The following is a 16,192-nucleotide window of genomic DNA, read 5'->3' on the forward strand; positions in this document are numbered from 1 at the left end:
GTGATGAGGGGCACGGCACGCGGTGCCGCGCCCCTCTTGCGCGCCCGGACAGAACATGGTTCGGTCGAGAGCATCACCACCGGTCAAGCAGGAGGCACACGACATGCGCCGGCACGACAAGCTGTTCATCGGGGGCGAATGGGTGGCCCCGGCGGGCACCGGGACGATCGACGTCATCTCCCCCCACACCGAGGAGGTCGTCGGCCAGGTCCCCGACGGCACGGCCGAGGACGTGAACCGGGCCGTCGCCGCCGCCCGGGAGGCGTTCGACCACGGGCCGTGGCCCCGCCTGAGCTTCGCCGAACGGGCCGAGGCGATCGGCAGGCTGGCCGAGATCTACACCGCCCGGCAGGGCGAGCTGGCCGCGCTCATCACCGAGGAGATGGGCTCGCCGATCACGTTCTCCAACCTCGCCCAGGCGCCGCAGCCGCTCGCCATGCTGCAGTACTACGCCGAGTACGGCCGCACGTTCGAGCAGGAGGAGCAGCGGCCCGGCCTGTTCGGGCCGGTGACCGTGCGGCGCGAGCCGGTGGGCGTGGTGGCGGCCGTGGTGCCGTGGAACGTCCCGCAGTTCGTCACCATGACGAAGGTCGCGCCCGCGCTGCTGGCCGGGTGCGCGATCGTGCTCAAGCCCGCCCCCGAGACGCCGCTGGACGCCTACCTGCTGGCCGAGATGGTCCAGGAGGCCGGCATCCCGGCAGGCGTGCTCAACATCGTGCCCGCCGGCCGCGAGGTCAGCGAGCACCTGGTGTCCCACCCGGGCGTGGACAAGGTGGCGTTCACCGGGTCCACCGCGGCGGGCCGCCGCATCGCCTCGATCTGCGGCGAGCAGCTCAAGCGCGTCAGCCTGGAGCTGGGCGGCAAGTCGGCGGCCATCGTGCTGGACGACGCCGACCTGCCCTCGTCGATGGGCATGCTGGCGATCGCCTCGCTGATGAACAACGGCCAGGCGTGCGTGGCGCAGACCCGCATCCTGGCCTCGCGCAACCGCTACGACGAGGTCGTGGAGGCGGTGGCCGGCATGGTCACCTCCCAGGCCGTCGGCGACCCCGCCGACCCGGCCACCGGCATCGGCCCGCTGGTCGCCCGGCGGCAGCAGGAGCGCGTCGAGGGCTACATCAGGGCGGGCATGGAGGAAGGCGCCAAGGTCGTCGTCGGCGGCCTGGACCGGCCCTACGACCGCGGCTGGTACGTGGCGCCGACCGTCTTCGCCGGCGTCTCCAACGACATGCGCATCGCCCGCGAGGAGATCTTCGGCCCGGTCCTGGCGGTGATCCCGTACGAGGACGAGGCCGACGCCATCAGGATCGCCAACGACAGCGACTACGGCCTGGCCGGGACGGTCTGGACCGCCGACGCCGACCACGGCATGGAGGTGGCCCGCCAGGTCCGCACCGGGACGTACGGCGTCAACTGCTACATGATCGAGCCGAACGTGCCCTTCGGCGGCTACAAGGCGAGCGGCGTCGGCCGCGAGCTCGGCCCCGAGGGGCTGGCCGGCTATCTGGAGCACAAGACGATCGCGCGGCTCGGCTGACGACGCCGGTGGTGGCCCAGCGAGCCCCCGCAACGCTGGGCCACCGACCGACTACAAGAAGTATGTCCCAGTCCACCACCGGCGGCGGTTTCCTTCCCCAGGGACTTTCTCCTGGCGGATTCTTACCTTCCGCCCTAGGTAGACGCTTATTACTCAGGAAAAGTTGGAAGAGATCCACTTTCCGATGCGACGGATGAGTTCGGGGGTCGCCGCGGACTCCGCGTGGCCGAAGCCGGGCTCGATCCAGAGCTCCTTCGGCTCCCGCGCGCCCTCGTGGAGCTGGTGCGCGTGGTCCAGCGGGAAGAACGCGTCGGCGTCGCCGTGCACGACCAGCAGCGGCACCGGCGAGATCAGCGCCGCGGCCTCGTGCGGCGGCATCGGCAGCGGGTCCCACCGGCCGCTGGAGATCCTGGTCCGCTTCGCCATCCGCGCCGCCCACCGGCCCACCGGCCGCTCGATGGCCCAGTGCACCTGCCGCATCGGCCGGGTGCCCCGGTAGTACCAGCGCGCCGGGCCGCTCACCGCCACCACCGCGTCCACGCCGCCGCGCAGCGCCGCGTGCCGCACGGCCACCGCCGCGCCCATGGAGAACCCCATCACGGCGATCCGCCGGTAACCGATCACCCGGGCGTGCCGCACGGCGGCGTCCACGTCGAGGATCTCCAGGTCCCCCACCGTGCTCCGGCCGCCGGAGCGCCCGTGGCCGCGGAAGTCGAACGCCACCACCCCGCCGGTCTCGCTCAGCACGTGCACGATGCGGCGCGCCGTACGCTCCCGCCACGACCCGGTGAACCCGTGGGCCACCACGATGCCGATCTCCTTATCGGCCGCCCCCCTGGGCGCCGTGTGCGCGGCGTCGATCCGGACGCCGTCCTCGGTCCTGAGCATGACGGGAAAGTGGGGCGCGAAAGGCATGCACCCGAGCTTAGAACGGGCCGTCACGCAGGTCGGCGACGCCCAGCACCACCCGTACGCGCGACTCGTCGGCCGCCTCCCTGACCGCGACCAGATCCGTGATCAGGACGCGGGCGCGGCTGGCCCGGATCCGGTCACGCAGCAGGCCGGGCTCCAGGTCCGGCGACACCGGCCAGGCGATCCCGCCCGCGGCGATCACCGCGTCGGCCGCCACCAGCAGGTCGGGCCCCACCGGCAGGCAGACGAGGACCGTGTCGCCCGCGCGCACCCCGCGCCGCCGCAGCACGACGGCCGCCGCCGCCGACCTCTCGTCGAGCTGCCGTTCGGTGATGGTCCGGCCGGTGCCGGGATCGACCATGACGATGCGCTCCATACGGGCCAACGTTAGGCAGGCCGCTCCCCCGGATACATGGGGCGGAATATGCAGATCCCTATGCAGAAGGCTGCTCGGCCGCCCAAACGGCGATCTGCGCGCGGGAGGTGTAGCCGAGTTTCTCCATGATGTTGGCGATGTGCCGCGCCACCGTCGCCGGGCTGATCACCAGCTCCTCGGCGATCGCCCGGTTGGACAGGCCGCCGGTGAGCAGCCCGGCGATCTCCCGCTCGCGGGCGGTCAGCGGCGAGTGACCGACCGGCAGCGCCCCGACCAGCGGGCCGCCGGCCGACGGGGTGATGGCCAGCGGCATGGCGCCCGGCGGGGTGGGCGGGCCCGGGTCCGCCTCGGGGGGCCGGACGCCCTCCAGGACGAGCCGCGCGGCGTCGTCGGGGCTCATCCGCCCGCCCCGCGCCCACAGCGCGGTCGTGCGGCCCTCGCCGAGCTTGGCGCGGGCGCGGGCCAGCAGCTCCTCGATCCGGGCCGTGCCCGACCGCTGCCCGATCGACGCGCGCAGCGCGGCGGCCGCCGCCGCGGCAGGCACCGCGCTCTCCAGGTCGCCCTCGGCCTCGGCCAGCACCGACAGCCCCACCAGGCAGCGGGCCACCCCCTGGCGCTGGCCGGTGCGCCTGCTCAGCTCCAGGCTCGCCGCCAGCCGCTCGCGCGCCGTCGCGAACTCCCCCAGCAGCGCCGCCACCCGCCCGATCCTGGCCAGCACGCGCGCCAGGTCGACGCCGCCGCCCAGCTCGTCCAGCCAGGGCACGGCCAGCTCGTAGCGGGCCTTGGCGGTCGCCAGGTCGCCACGCGCCTCGGCCACCGCGCCGAGCTGGGTGGCGGCCCTGGCCATGATCCACCGGTGGCCGTGCTCGCACGCCCTGGCGAGCGCCTCGTCACCGTGCCGCTGCGCCTCGCGCAACCGGCCGCGGACCAGCGCGACCGCCGACAGGCCCGCCAGCCCGGCCGCCTGGTTCCACGTGTCGCCGGCCGCCGTGGCCAGCGCCAGGCCGAGTTCGGCGTGGTGAGCGGCCTCGCCCGCCCGGCCCATGCGCAGCAGCACCATGACGAGCAGGCTGTGCATGACGCACCGCTGGAAGCCCTCGTCCAGGTCTTCCAGGCTGCGCAGCGCGTACTCCAGCGAGCGGCCCAGCTCGTCCCTGGCCTCCAATCCGTAGGCGAGGAACCCGTCGGCCTGGGCGACGCGGCCGGGCGTCACGCCGCTCAGGTCGAGCGCCAGCAGCCGCTCGATCCAGCCGACGATCTCCAGCGGGTTGCCGCTGACCGGCAGCAGCCCGGTGCTGGTCGAGCAGAGCCGCAGCGCCCGGTCGACGTCGCCGGACTCGGCGGCCCAGTCGAGCGCGGCCCGCTGGTCGTCGAGCAGGCCGCGGCTGCGCGTCAGCGCCTCCAGCCGGCGCGGCCACGGCACGCCGGGCTCGACCAGCTCGGTGGCGAAGTAGCGCTCCTGCAGCTCGCACAGCACGGCCAGGTGGCGCTCGCGCAGCGCGTCGTGCTCGCCGGCCTCCCGCAGCAGCCCGGCCGCGTAGTGGCGGATGGTGGCCAGCAGGCGGTAGTGGCTGCGGGACTCGTCGCAGAGCACCAGCGACTTGTCCACCAGCGCGCCCAGCAGGTCGACCAGCTCGGACCCGGCGATCGGCGGGCCGCCGCACACCTGTTCGGCCAGGTCCAGGTCGAACGGCCCGGCGAACACCGACAGCCTGCGCAGCAGCACCTGCTCGCGATCCGACAGCAGGTCGTAGCTCCACTCGACGGCCGCCAGCAGCGTGCGCTGCCGGGCCGGGGCGGTGCGCTCGCCGGTCGTGAGCAGCGAGAACCGGTCGTGGACGCGGTCGGCGATCTGGCCGGGGCTGAGCAGGCTGGTGCGGGCCGCCGCCAGCTCCAGCGCCAGCGGCAGCCCGTCGAGCTCCCGGCACAGCCGTACGACGTCGGGCAGGCTGCCGTCGTCCAGCCGGGTGCCCGCGGCGGCGGCCCGGTCCAGGAAGAGCCGCACCGACTCGGCCCGCGCCTCCGCGCCCTCGGGCAGGTCGAGCGGCGGCACCCGCCAGACGAGCTCGCCCGCGATGCGCAGCGGCTCGCGGCTGGTGGCCAGGATCGCCAGCTCGTCCCAGGAGGCCAGCAGCGCGGCGGCCACCTCGGCGCACTCGTCGATCAGGTGCTCGCAGTTGTCGAGCACGAGCAGGCAGCGCCCGTCGCGCAGCCGGGCGGCGACGGTGCCCAGCAGCGGCCTGCCGCGCTCCTCCCGCACGCCCAGCGCGCGGGCGATCTCGCGCACGACCAGCTCGGGCCGGCTGATCCTGGCCAGCTCGGCCAGCCACACGCCCTCCGGGTAGGCGGGCGCGCACTGCGCGGCCACCCGCAGCGCCAGCCGGGTCTTGCCGATGCCGCCGATGCCGCACAGCGTCACCAGGCGGGCGTCTCCGACGAGCCGGCACAGCTCGCCGATGTCGCGCTCACGGCCGACGAAGCTGTTGGGCTCCGCCGGGAGGTTGTGCCGGGGGGCTTCTCGCATGTGGTCACCCTGCGTCGCGGAAGGATCACACTCTCCCACAGTGTGACACTTTCCACGCGACGAGCCAGCTTTCCAGGGGATGGCCGAGCCTTCTAGGGGCTGAGGGAGTCCGCTAGGGGATGAGGGAGTCGACCAGGGCCCGTTCGTCCAGCACTCGCAGCGACGAGTCACCCAGGAGGCGCTTGGCCAGGTCGTGGGGGGCGACGGCGAGCGTGGCGCGGCGTTCCTGGGCCAGCACCCGGCAGCCGATCAGCGTCGGCTCGTGGGCGACCACGACGTGCGCGCCCACCATCAGCGCCAGGTCGAGCAGCCGCAGCCCGGTGAACACGTCGCTGACCGCCGCCAGCACCACGTCGCTGCTTCTCACGCTCAGCCGGGCGGGCAGCACGCGCAGGTCGCGGCCCAGCTCGGTGTGGTCGAACACCCGCCCGCCCAGCGCCAGCGCCGGCCCCGCCAGCGGCCCGAACTCCAGCTCGCCGTGCCCGCGCAGCTCGCCGAACGGCGGAGCCCCTGGCTCGGCCCGCACCGCGAAGACCCGCTGCACTCCCGCCGCGGCGGCGGCGCCGGCCGGACCCTGGCCGATCATGAGGCGGGCGTCGGCTGAGGCGTCGAGCGAGGCGATGCCGCCCGCCCAGGCGACGCCGTGGACGGCGACGGGGAGCGACGCCCCGACGGGCAGGCGCACCAGCACGCGCTCGCCGCGCCGCAGTCCGTGGCGATGCAGACCGGCCGCCACCTGCTTGACCCGGCTCGCGAAGACCGCGTAAGACAGCACCTCACCGCTGCGGACGTCGCTCACGGCCGGCCGGTCACCTCGCCTCGGCGCCGCCCCCATCACCAGTTCAGACCAGGTCATGCGGTCAATGTAGGGACCCCGGCGGGCTTCGCCATGCGCACAAATGTGCAACACCATATGTATGTCGCGGCATCACCATGTGTACGCCCGCCCGTCAGGTGGTCCTGCTCTTGCCATTCGAGGGGATCAACTAGACTTATAAGGTCGCGACATCGCGCGGCCGCCTCCACGAACACAGAGCGAGACCTCATCATGCCTTTGAACAGCCGCGACGACCTGCGGAACATCGCGATCATCGCGCACGTCGACCATGGCAAGACCACGCTCGTCGACGCCATGCTCTGGCAGTCCGGGGCATTCCGCGCGAACCAGGATGTCGATGACCGCGTCATGGACTCCAACGACCTCGAACGCGAGAAGGGCATCACCATCCTCGCGAAGAACACCGCCGTCCAGCACGGCGGGATGACCATCAACATCATCGACACGCCGGGCCACGCCGACTTCGGCGGCGAGGTCGAGCGCGGCCTGTCGATGGTCGACGGCGTGGTGCTGCTGGTCGACGCCTCCGAGGGGCCGCTGCCGCAGACCCGGTTCGTGCTGCGCAAGGCGCTGTCGGCCAAGATGCCGGTCATCCTGTGCATCAACAAGGTCGACCGGCCCGACGCGCGCATCAAGGAGGTCGTGGACGAGGTCTACGAGCTCTTCATGGACCTCGACGCGACCGAGGACCAGATCGACTTCCCGATCGTGTACGCCTCCGCGAAGGCGGGGCGGGCGTCGCTGGCGCGTCCCGAGGACGGCGGCATGCCCGACTCCACCGACCTCGAGCCGCTGTTCGACATCATCAAGTCGACGATCCCGGCGCCCACCTACGACCCGGCCGCGCCGCTCCAGGCGCACGTCACCAACCTCGACGCGTCCTCCTACCTGGGCCGCATCGCGCTGTGCCGGATCCACCAGGGCGTGATGCGCAAGGGTCAGCAGGTGGCCTGGTGCCGCACCGACGGCTCGATCCAGAAGGTCAAGATCACCGAGCTGCTGATGACCGAGGCGCTGGAGCGCAAGCCCGCCGAGGAGGCCGGGCCCGGCGACATCATCGCCATCGCGGGCATCCCGGAGATCATGATCGGTGAGACGCTGGCCGACCCCGACGACCCGCGCCCGCTGCCGCTCATCACCGTCGACGAGCCGGCCATCTCGATGACCATCGGCACCAACACCTCGCCGCTCGTCGGCAAGGTCAAGGGCTCGAAGGTCACCGCCCGCATGGTCAAGGACCGCCTGGAGAAGGAGCTCGTCGGCAACGTCTCGCTGCGCGTGCTGCCCACCGAGCGGCCCGACGCCTGGGAGGTGCAGGGCCGTGGCGAGCTGGCGCTGGCCATCCTGGTCGAGCAGATGCGCCGCGAGGGCTACGAGCTGACCGTCGGCAAGCCGCAGGTCGTCACCAAGGTCATCGACGGCAAGGTGCACGAGCCGGTCGAGCGCCTGACCGTCGACTGCCCCGAGGACTATCTCGGCGCGGTCACCCAGCTCCTGGCCGTCCGCAAGGGCCGCATGGAGCACATGACCAACCACGGCACCGGCTGGATCCGGATGGAGTTCGTGGTGCCGGCGCGCGGCCTGATCGGGTTCCGCACCGAGTTCCTCACCGAGACGCGCGGCACCGGCCTGGTGCACCACGTGTTCGACTCCTACGAGCCGTGGTTCGGCGAGCTGCGCACGCGCAACAACGGCTCGCTGGTGGCCGACCGGTCCGGCCCCGTCACCGCGTTCGCGATGCTCAACCTCCAGGAGCGGGGCACGCTGTTCGTGTCGCCGACCACCGAGGTCTACGAGGGCATGATCGTCGGCGAGAACTCTCGCTCCGACGACATGGACGTGAACATCACCAAGGAGAAGAAGCTCACCAACATGCGCTCCTCCACGAGCGAGGAGACGGAGAAGGTGATCCCGCCGCGCGTCCTGTCGCTGGAGCAGGCGCTGGAGTTCATCCGCGAGGACGAGTGCGTGGAAATCACCCCTGACGCAGTCCGAATCCGCAAGGTGGTGCTCGACGCCGCGACCCGTGGCCGTGCCGCGGCCCGCGCCAAGCGCGCTTGACAGTCGCATTGACTTCGGGCTTGACCGGCCCGGGACATGGGGAAACATTGATTTCCCCATGAAATCTCTCTAGCTAACCACGTCGGTTGACTAGAGAGATTTCTCATTTGGGCGGGACAAATACGGACCTTTGTCAAGACCGAAGCAGCTGTAATCACACCGTTACCGTATGAGATGGAACATCCGGCCAACCGCGTGAATCATCCAAACTGTGGAGAGGATCCGGGCGGTCATCGCGTTCGGGCTGGCTGCGATTTCGGTCGGGGCCGTTGCCTGGTGCACGGTGGTGGCCGGGCCCGTACCCGGGCTTGACCCGCCGCCCTCCGCGGCGGCCGCCGACCCGTGGGACCTGTCCGCCGCCGCGCCCGCCGTCGAACGCGGCCGGCAGGCCACCACCGAGGTGATCCTCGCCAGAGCCGGCCCCGACGACCTCGGCCCCGTCCCCGAAGGCCGGCTCGACGAACGCCGCCGGCAGCTCAAGGTCACGATCACGCACCGGCTCCAGATGGACGAGTCCGACACGCTCGCCGAGACGCTGCGCCGCGGCGACGGCTTCCCCCAGGACATGCAGCGCTTCACCGACGACGGATTCGGCGCGATCAAGGTCAGCGGCACCACGCTGACGCCCGCCCGCCGCCTGGCCCCCGTCCTCACCACCGCCGGCGGCCGCACCACCGTCCGCTTCACCGTCACCCTGCTCCGACAGGTCGAACCCGGCGAACTGGTGCAGGTCGACTTCAACGCGCCCACCGCCCGGCCCCTGCTCATCGTCTACCGCAAGGTCACCGTGCTGCCCGGCGACTGGACCGTGGCCCGCGCCGTGTCGATCAGGCCCGACCGCGAGGAGGCCAAGCGGCTGGAGTTCACCGTCGGCCTCTACCCCGTCAGCCTCACCCTCGCCCAGGACTCCTACGGCTTCCCCGACGTGCCCGAAGAGGACGACTTCTCCTGGGAGACCGCGCTCGGCCTGCTCACCGCCGTCGTGCTCGCCGGCATGCTGCTGCGGGCGCTCGGCACCGGCTGGTGGCTGCGCCCGCCCAACCGCGAGCTCGTCGCCGGGCTCGCGCTCTGCGCCCCCCTGCTGATCGTGCCCGTCCTCGCCGGAGGCTGGACGGTGCCCGCGTACGTGATCCTCTTCGGCGTCGTGCCGGCGCTCGCCGTCCGCCACGCCAGCCGCATCCTGCCCACCAGCCCCCGCTGGACGTCGCACGACGTCCTCGGCGCCACCGGCGTCGGCGTGCTCGTCGCGATCGGCATGCTCTCCTGGTCCTACCTGTACGGCCAGCTCCCCGGCCACACCCTCCTGGCCGGCGGCGGCATCGCGGCGGTCACGGCCGCCGGCTCGGCCGTGGCGTTCAGCGTCGACCTCGGCGTACGCATCGTCATCATCCGCCTCGCCGCGCTCGCCGCCGGCGCCGCCATCGGACTGCTGGCACTGGCCCTATGGGTCAAGGCCATGATCACCGGCGCCTACCCGCCCGACAGCGTCAGGCTCGTCCTCGCCTTCGGCTGGGCGCTCATCCCCGTCGCCGCCGTCGCCGTCGCCACCAAACGCTGGACCCGCGGCGCCGTCGTCGTCGCCGTCGTCGTCAGCCTCCTCGTCCAGGGCTGGCCCACCGAATGGCTCGACGCCGGATCATGGAGCCGCGCCGTGCCCGGACAGCGGGTCCCCAGCATCGGCGACCTCCAGCTCACCCCGCTCGTCCGCGGCGTCATGGGGCTGCTCCTGCTCGGCTTCCTGCTGCTCGTGCTCCGCCTCAAACGGCTCGGCGCCACGGTCGAGGGCGCCGCCTCCCACACCGCGCAGGCCACCGTCATCATCTGCCTCATGGTCGTCTACCTGACGCCCCGCGGCAGCGCCACCATCGCCGACATCAACGTGCCGCTGCCCATGCTCGCCATCACCTCCCTCATCGCCTGGGTGACCGCCCTCTGGCTGCTCGACCGGCCCCACCCCTCCATCGTCGAACCCGCCGACCAGGCCGCGCACCGCCACCTCATCCGCACCGCGCTCCACCGGCGCCTCCTGCTCGTCGCCGAACAGGAGCTCTACCGCATCGGCCGCGGCAAACTCGGCAACGGCGACCTGTCCATGGACGACTTCGACCAGCAGCGCCGCGCCCTCGAAACCGCCCTTCACCGCCACGGCGGCCACCCCGAGACCGCCTTCGCCACCTCCGCCGGATGCACCCCCTGGCACAACGGCGTCCACGCCTTCGTCGTCAGCCTCCTGCTCAGCCTGCCGTTCCTGTTCGTGTACGGGCTGCCGACCGGGCTCGACCTGAGCAGCTTCGTCTTCGAGGCCCGGTCGCTGATCGCGCTGCCCGCCTACGGATTCGTGTTCGGCTACTTCTACTCGCGGGTGCGCGGCACCCAGCCCATGACCAAGGCCCTCCACCTCATGGCCGCCGCCCTCGTCACCGAACTGTCCGGCTACCTGTCGGCCCTGGTCGAACCCGACATCGGGCCCGACGCCAAACTCCAGGTCGTGGCCATCGTCGTGGGCGAGGTCGCGCTGGTGTGCATCGGGCTCGGGCTCTACTGGGAGTGGCGGCTCATGCACCTCGCCGGGGAGCCGTGGGGGCGCGTCCGCAACATCCGCAGCCTCCGCAGCCTGGCGACGCCGCTGCTGGCCATCGTCATCGCCGCCGTCACCACGGCCGCCACCCAGGCAGCCGGCCAGACCGTCGACCGCATCCTCCGCGGCGACCAGGAAACCTCCCAACGCCCCTGACCTTCCACGGAAGCGCGGGCCAGGCGCGCGGGAGGCCGCGACGGGCCCCGCCGGGCACACGGCCCCCCAGCGGCTTCCCGAAGGCCGGGGCCCTTACGACCCCGACGGCGTACAGGGCGCGGGCCTCCCCAGACCCGCCCCCTCCCCGGAGGCGTGGGCCAGGCGCGCGTGGGAGGCGGCGCTTCCCCAGAGGGTGCCCTGGCGACCCCGACGGCGTGCGGCGCGCTTGCCTCCCCTGACCCGCGTGCCCCGCAGGCCAGGCGCGCGGGAGGCCGCCCTCGGTGGGGCTGACCGCTGGGGGCGCTGCCGCATCGGGAGGTGTCCGTGCGGCGGCGGTCAGCGGCGGGGGAGGGTGGTGGTGTGGACGTGGGCGCAGAGCCAGTCGACCAGGGGGCCGAAGGCGCGCCAGGAGCGCTGGACGTGCCCCAGGACGTCGGCCGTGTGCACCCAGGGCTCCGGGCCGTGGCGCCGGCCGGCGTAGAGGGTCCGGTGGCGCAGGAGGTCGATGCGGGGGTGGTCGGCCGGGTAGTCGCGCGGCCGGGTCTTGAGCCGGTCGCCGCCGATCTCGTAGCCGCCGGCGCGCAGGGTTTCGACGATGCCGTCGAGGGGCTTGCCGGTCAGGGGCTCGGCGACGGCGGCGCGGTAGCGGGCGAGCTGGTCGGCGGCCTGGGAGTAGAGGCCGCCGGCGACGAACAGCCCGGCGGCGCTGATCTCGACGTAGAGGCCGATGGCGGGCAGGAGGTCGACGAAGGCGCCCTGGTGGACCTTGTAGGGCGTCTTGTCCTTGGAGAAGCGCACGTCACGGTAGGGCCGGAACAGGTGCGCCTCGCCGAACTCGGGCCCGAGCTCCTCCACGAGCGCCAGCATGGGCGCCCGCACGGCCTCTTCGTAGAGCGTCTTGTGCCGGGTGAAGTAGGTCTTCGAATTGTCCGCCTCCAGCCCCTCGTAGAAGAGGAAAGCCTCGTCGGGGAAGCCGGTGAAACCCATGCGCCCAGCCTCCCATGCGGCCCCGACGGTTTCAGCGGCGGCGTAGCTGCTCGTACCTGCGGCCGGGGCGCAGCCGGTCGCCGTACAGTTCGGTCACGGTCACGAACGAGTAGCCGCGGTGGTCGAGGGTGTCGAGCAGCCGGGGCACGGCCTTGACGGTCGTGGGGTGGATGTCGTGCATGAGCACGATGGACCCGGGCCGTACGTGGGCGCCGCGTTTGGCGACGAGGGCGGGCACCCGGTCGCGCCAGTCGAAGGTGTCGACGTTCCAGAGGATCTGGGCGAGCCCGCGGCGGCGGGTCTGTTCGGCGACGGCGCGGTCGGTCGCCCCGTACGGCGGTCGCATGACGCGCATGCGCACGCCGGTGATGCGCCGGACGAGGTCGCCGGTGTGGCCGATCTCGTGGGCGAGCCGCTGCCCGGACAGGCCGGTGAGCATGGGGTGGCTCCAGGAGTGGTTGCCCAGTTCGTGGCCTTCGGCGACGATCCGGCGTACGGTGGCGGCTCCGTGTGCGGCGGCGACCATCTGGCCGACGACGAAGAACGTGGCTTTGGCGCCTTTCTCCCGCAGGATGTCGAGGAGCCTGCCGGTGTGTTCGCCAGGCCCGTCGTCGAACGTGAGGGCGACGCACTTGTCGTGGGCGCAGTCGGGCTGTCTGGGCCAGGCGGGCTGCATGGCCTCCAGCCGCTTGACGAGCGACTCGGGGGCGACGGCGAGCGGCTGCGGCGCGGGGACGGCTTCGGGGGGTTTGGGGGCGGGGGCGGCGTCACATCCGGCCCCTGCCGGAAGAACCGCCAAGGCCAGCAAAACCACGCAAGCCCGCATATATCCCCCCGAAACCACCGGAACGGAGGGTTACCAAAACACCCGGCCCAGATCCCCCCGCACGTCCTCAGCCAGGTCGTCCCACCAGGATGGGATATCAGCCCGTAGTTCCTGGTAGCGACGCGCCACCCTTATGCCACATCCAGCCGGATCGGTGCCCAGATGGCGACGTTTCGGCGTCACTGGTCGCCCACGTCGCGCGGCTCGGCCACGACCATGACGAACCTGAGCTCCCGATCGCCCTGGTTGGAGTAGCGGTGGGGGCGGTCGGCGGTGAAGAGCACCGCGCCGTCGGCCACGATGACGTGGTCGCGGCTGTGCACGGTCAGCGTCAGCTCGCCCTCCAGGACGGTCAGCATCTCGCGAGTGCCCGCCGGGTGCGCGTCGCCGTCGTGGTGCTCGCCGGGGGCCAGCCGCCAGTCCCACAGCTCCAGGATCATCGGCGAGTCGGCGCCCACGAGCAGCTTGGCCCGCACGTCGCCCTGGTGGAAGGTCACGGCGTCGGCCGGCTCGACGATCCGCACCATCGGCACGTCGCCCACCTCGACGAGCCTGGCCACGGTCACGCCGAGCGCGGAGGCGATCCGGGTCAGCGTGGACACGCTCGGGTTGGTGCGGCCCTGCTCGACCTGGACCAGCATGCCGCGGCTGACGCCTGACCTGGCGGCCAGCGCGTCGAGCGTGAGCCCCCGATGGGTGCGCTGGGCGCGCACGTTGGTGGCGATCGCCTGGTTGATCATCTCAGGATCCTGCACGAGTGCAGTGTAGTGGAAAGAATTTGCACTATGGTGCACTCTGTGTGTTGTACTAGGCGTCCACTCCATTGAACTTCCGCAGGGAGGCAAGACGTGACCGCGGTGATCCTGGCGACCGCCTGCGCGGTGGTGTACGGCACGGCCGACTTCTTCGGCGGGCTGGCCACGCGACGCTCGCGCGTGCTGTCCGTCGTCGTGCTCTCCCAGGTGGCGGGCCTGGCGCTCGTGCTGGTGCTGCTCCCGGCGCTGCCCGGCCTGCTCAGCGGCGGCGCGCTCGCCTGGGGGCTGGCGGCGGGGCTGTCGGGGGCGGCGGGCCTGGTGCTCTTCTACCGCTCGCTGGCGACCGGCGTGATGTCCGTGGTGGCGCCCACGACCGCGGTCACGTCGGCGGCCCTGCCCGTGACGTTCGGGCTGGCGACCGGCGAGCGCCCGGAGGTCCTGGCGCTGGCGGGCATCGCGCTGGCGCTCGGCTCGGTGGTGCTCATCAGCCAGGAGCGGACGGCGGGCGGGAAGGGCTCCTCCGCCGCGGTGCTGACGTCGCTGGCGGCCGGCGCCGGGTTCGGCGGCTTCTACATCCTGCTCGCGATGGCCCCGCACGAGGCCGGGCTGTGGCCGCTGGTGGGCGCGCGGGCCTCGTCGATCGCGGTGGTGGTCCTGCTCGCGCTGGCGCTGCGGCGGACGCTGCGGCCCAGCTCGGGCTCGCTCGGCGTGATCGTCGCCGCCGGGGTGCTCGACATGGCCGCCAACGTGCTCTACCTGCTGGCCAAGCAGCACGGCCTGCTCAGCCTGGTGGCGGTGCTCGTCTCGCTCTACCCGGCCAGCACGCTCCTGCTGGCCAGGCAGGTGCTCGGGGAGCGGCTGCGGGCGATCCAGCTCACCGGCGTGGCATGCGCGCTGGGTGCGGTCGCGCTCATAGCCGTTGCGTAGCCGCCACGCCCTTGTTACGTTTCGCCCGTGCCCCACGACCGGGCCCCCTCCTCCGGCGAGCCGTCGCAGCACGTGGCCGTGCCGTACGGCTCCGATGAGGGTTTTCTCGACCTGGCCGTCCCGCGCGTCCGGCAGGCGCTGGCCGGCGGCAGGCGGGTGCTGGTCGTCACCCGCCCGGCGCGGCTGTCGCTGCTGGCCGAGGCCCTGGGCGACGACTGGCGCGAGGTCGACCGCCGCGACTCGGGCTCCTGGTACGACCATCCGCAGCGCACGCTGGCGAGCTGCTACGACTACGCGCACGGCAGGCCCACGCTGCTGGTCGGCGAGCCGGTCTGGACGGGCCTGAGCGAGATCGAGACCCGCGAATGGATCCGCTACGAGTCGGTGCTCAACACCGCGCTGGCCGGCGTCCCCACGCGCGCGCTGTGCTTCTACGACGTGCGTACGGCGCCCGCGGACGTGCTGCGTCACGCGGAGACGACCCACCCGGTGATCCTCGGCCCCGGCGGCGAGCGGCCCAGCCCGCGCTACGTCAGGCCGGACGAGCTGGTGCTCAACGGCGACCGCGGCCCCCTCCCGGAGCCGACCGGCCGGGTGCGCTCGGTGCGGTTCACCGCCGACCGGCTCAAGGAGCTCAGGCACGAGGTGGCGGGCTACGCCGGGGCCGCCGGCATGGACCGCGACCTGGTCGCCTCGCTGGTGCTGAGCGTGTCGGAGATCGCCGCCAACAGCGTCGAGCACGGGCCGGGTCACGGCCTGATCAGGATGTGGAGGGGCGGCAGGGGCGTCGTCTGCGAGATCAGCGACCCCGGCGGCCCGCTGGAGGACCCCTTGCCCGGCTATATACCACCAGAGCCCGGATCCCTGCGGGGATACGGGCTCTGGATCAGTCGTCAGCTCTGCGACCTCGTCGAGCTGCGGGCGGACGACGGGATGCTCCGCGTCCGCCTGCACATGCGGCTGCGCCCCTGAGGGTCAGGCCGCGCGCTGGGCGGGCAGCCGCACGGCGCCTTCCTCTCGCACGTAGTCCTCCAGCATGCCGCGGAGCTGGCGGCGGCCCCGGTGCAGCCGGGACATGACGGTGCCGATGGGCGTGCCCATCCGGTCGGCGATCTCCTTGTACGGGAAGCCTTCGACGTCGGCGAGGTAGACGGCGACCCGGAAGTCCTCGGGCAGCGAGCGCAGCGCGTTCATCACCACGTTGTCGGGCAGCCGGTCGAGCGCCTCGTTCTCGGCCGAGCGCAGACCCGTCGAGGTGTGGGACTCGGCGGCGTGCAACTGCCAGTCCTCGATGTCCTCGGCCGCCGACAACTTCGGTGAACGCTGCTTCTTGCGATAGTCGTTGATGAAGTTGTTGGTGAGGATCCGGTGCAGCCAGGCCTTGAGGTTGGTGCCCTCACGGAACTGGTGGTAGGAGGTGTAGGCCTTGGCCACGGTCTCCTGCACGAGGTCCTCGGCGTCGGCGGTGTTGCGGGTCAGACGCATGGCGGAGGCGAACAGCTGCGACGTGACGGGCACGACGTCGCGCTCGAACCAGTCCTGACGCTGCTCATCGGTCATGGTGATCAATTCATTCCCCCTTGCGCTATCCCCCGTCGGCATCCAGCCGGCTGACAGCGATTCCATGCTCCCAGGCCCCTCGTAAGGGCCGCGTTAGGGCTTCCGCACTGGTCAGCGGGGTGAACAGTCCATCTGCTCGCGGCGTGCGTCATCAC

The 16,192-nt window shown here is 72.3% G+C and carries 13 protein-coding genes; 5 read left to right on the forward strand and 8 right to left on the reverse strand.

Annotated elements, in window-relative coordinates:
• Positions 1-103: 103 nt before the first annotated feature.
• Positions 104-1,537: an aldehyde dehydrogenase gene (locus KME80_RS18875; RefSeq protein ID WP_219506973.1), complete on the forward strand. Its 1,434-nt coding sequence runs from the start codon at positions 104-106 to the stop codon at positions 1,535-1,537.
• A 153-nt stretch (positions 1,538-1,690) separates the two neighbouring features.
• On the opposite strand, the gene KME80_RS18880 is transcribed toward KME80_RS18875, so the two are convergent.
• The 4 genes from KME80_RS18880 to KME80_RS18895 form a co-directional block, all read right to left on the reverse strand.
• Positions 1,691-2,452, reverse strand: coding sequence for an alpha/beta hydrolase (locus tag KME80_RS18880; protein ID WP_246645186.1), 762 nt, complete (start codon positions 2,450-2,452; stop codon positions 1,691-1,693).
• A gap of 10 nt (positions 2,453-2,462) precedes the next feature.
• Positions 2,463-2,825 (reverse strand): AMP-binding protein, encoded by a 363-nt coding sequence (locus KME80_RS18885; protein WP_219506974.1) that lies wholly within the window; start codon positions 2,823-2,825, stop codon positions 2,463-2,465.
• Between the two features lie 58 nt (positions 2,826-2,883).
• Positions 2,884-5,349, reverse strand: a complete 2,466-nt coding sequence (locus tag KME80_RS18890; RefSeq protein WP_219506977.1) for an ATP-binding protein — start codon at positions 5,347-5,349, stop codon at positions 2,884-2,886.
• Between the two features lie 112 nt (positions 5,350-5,461).
• Complete coding sequence (locus tag KME80_RS18895; RefSeq protein ID WP_219506979.1) at positions 5,462-6,205, reverse strand: AMP-binding protein; 744 nt, start codon at positions 6,203-6,205, stop codon at positions 5,462-5,464.
• A gap of 192 nt (positions 6,206-6,397) precedes the next feature.
• On the opposite strand from KME80_RS18895, the gene typA reads away from it, so the two are divergent.
• Positions 6,398-8,248, forward strand: a complete 1,851-nt coding sequence (gene typA / locus KME80_RS18900; protein WP_219506987.1) for a translational GTPase TypA — start codon at positions 6,398-6,400, stop codon at positions 8,246-8,248.
• 211 nt (positions 8,249-8,459) lie between these two features.
• On the forward strand, positions 8,460-10,982 hold the full coding sequence (locus KME80_RS18905) for a hypothetical protein (protein WP_219506990.1): 2,523 nt from the start codon (positions 8,460-8,462) through the stop codon (positions 10,980-10,982).
• Between the two features lie 336 nt (positions 10,983-11,318).
• Here the strand turns inward: KME80_RS18905 and KME80_RS18910 are convergent, their stop codons facing one another.
• The 3 genes from KME80_RS18910 to KME80_RS18920 form a co-directional block, all read right to left on the reverse strand.
• Positions 11,319-11,969, reverse strand: coding sequence for a DUF2461 domain-containing protein (locus KME80_RS18910; RefSeq protein ID WP_219506991.1), 651 nt, complete (start codon positions 11,967-11,969; stop codon positions 11,319-11,321).
• Between the two features lie 31 nt (positions 11,970-12,000).
• On the reverse strand, positions 12,001-12,768 hold the full coding sequence (locus tag KME80_RS18915) for a polysaccharide deacetylase family protein (RefSeq protein ID WP_246645187.1): 768 nt from the start codon (positions 12,766-12,768) through the stop codon (positions 12,001-12,003).
• Between the two features lie 206 nt (positions 12,769-12,974).
• Positions 12,975-13,550 carry a helix-turn-helix domain-containing protein gene (locus KME80_RS18920; protein WP_219506993.1) on the reverse strand — a complete coding sequence of 192 codons (576 nt, stop codon included), beginning with the start codon at positions 13,548-13,550 and terminating at the stop codon, positions 12,975-12,977.
• Positions 13,551-13,643: 93 nt separating this feature from the next.
• Between KME80_RS18920 and KME80_RS18925 the strand changes: the two genes are divergently transcribed.
• Together KME80_RS18925 and KME80_RS18930 are read left to right on the forward strand one after the other, a co-directional pair.
• Positions 13,644-14,477: an EamA family transporter gene (locus KME80_RS18925; protein WP_219506995.1), complete on the forward strand. Its 834-nt coding sequence runs from the start codon at positions 13,644-13,646 to the stop codon at positions 14,475-14,477.
• 27 nt (positions 14,478-14,504) lie between these two features.
• Positions 14,505-15,449: an anti-sigma factor RsbA family regulatory protein gene (locus KME80_RS18930; RefSeq protein ID WP_219506996.1), complete on the forward strand. Its 945-nt coding sequence runs from the start codon at positions 14,505-14,507 to the stop codon at positions 15,447-15,449.
• A gap of 3 nt (positions 15,450-15,452) precedes the next feature.
• Here KME80_RS18930 and KME80_RS18935 read toward each other — a convergent pair whose 3' ends face one another.
• The gene (locus KME80_RS18935; protein WP_246645188.1) at positions 15,453-16,037 is read right to left on the reverse strand and encodes a sigma-70 family RNA polymerase sigma factor; all 585 of its coding nucleotides are present in this window, start codon (positions 16,035-16,037) and stop codon (positions 15,453-15,455) included.
• Between the last annotated feature and the right edge of the window lie 155 nt (positions 16,038-16,192).

The organism is Nonomuraea ceibae (assembly GCF_019396325.1).
Classification (GTDB): Bacteria; Actinomycetota; Actinomycetes; order Streptosporangiales; family Streptosporangiaceae; genus Nonomuraea; species Nonomuraea ceibae.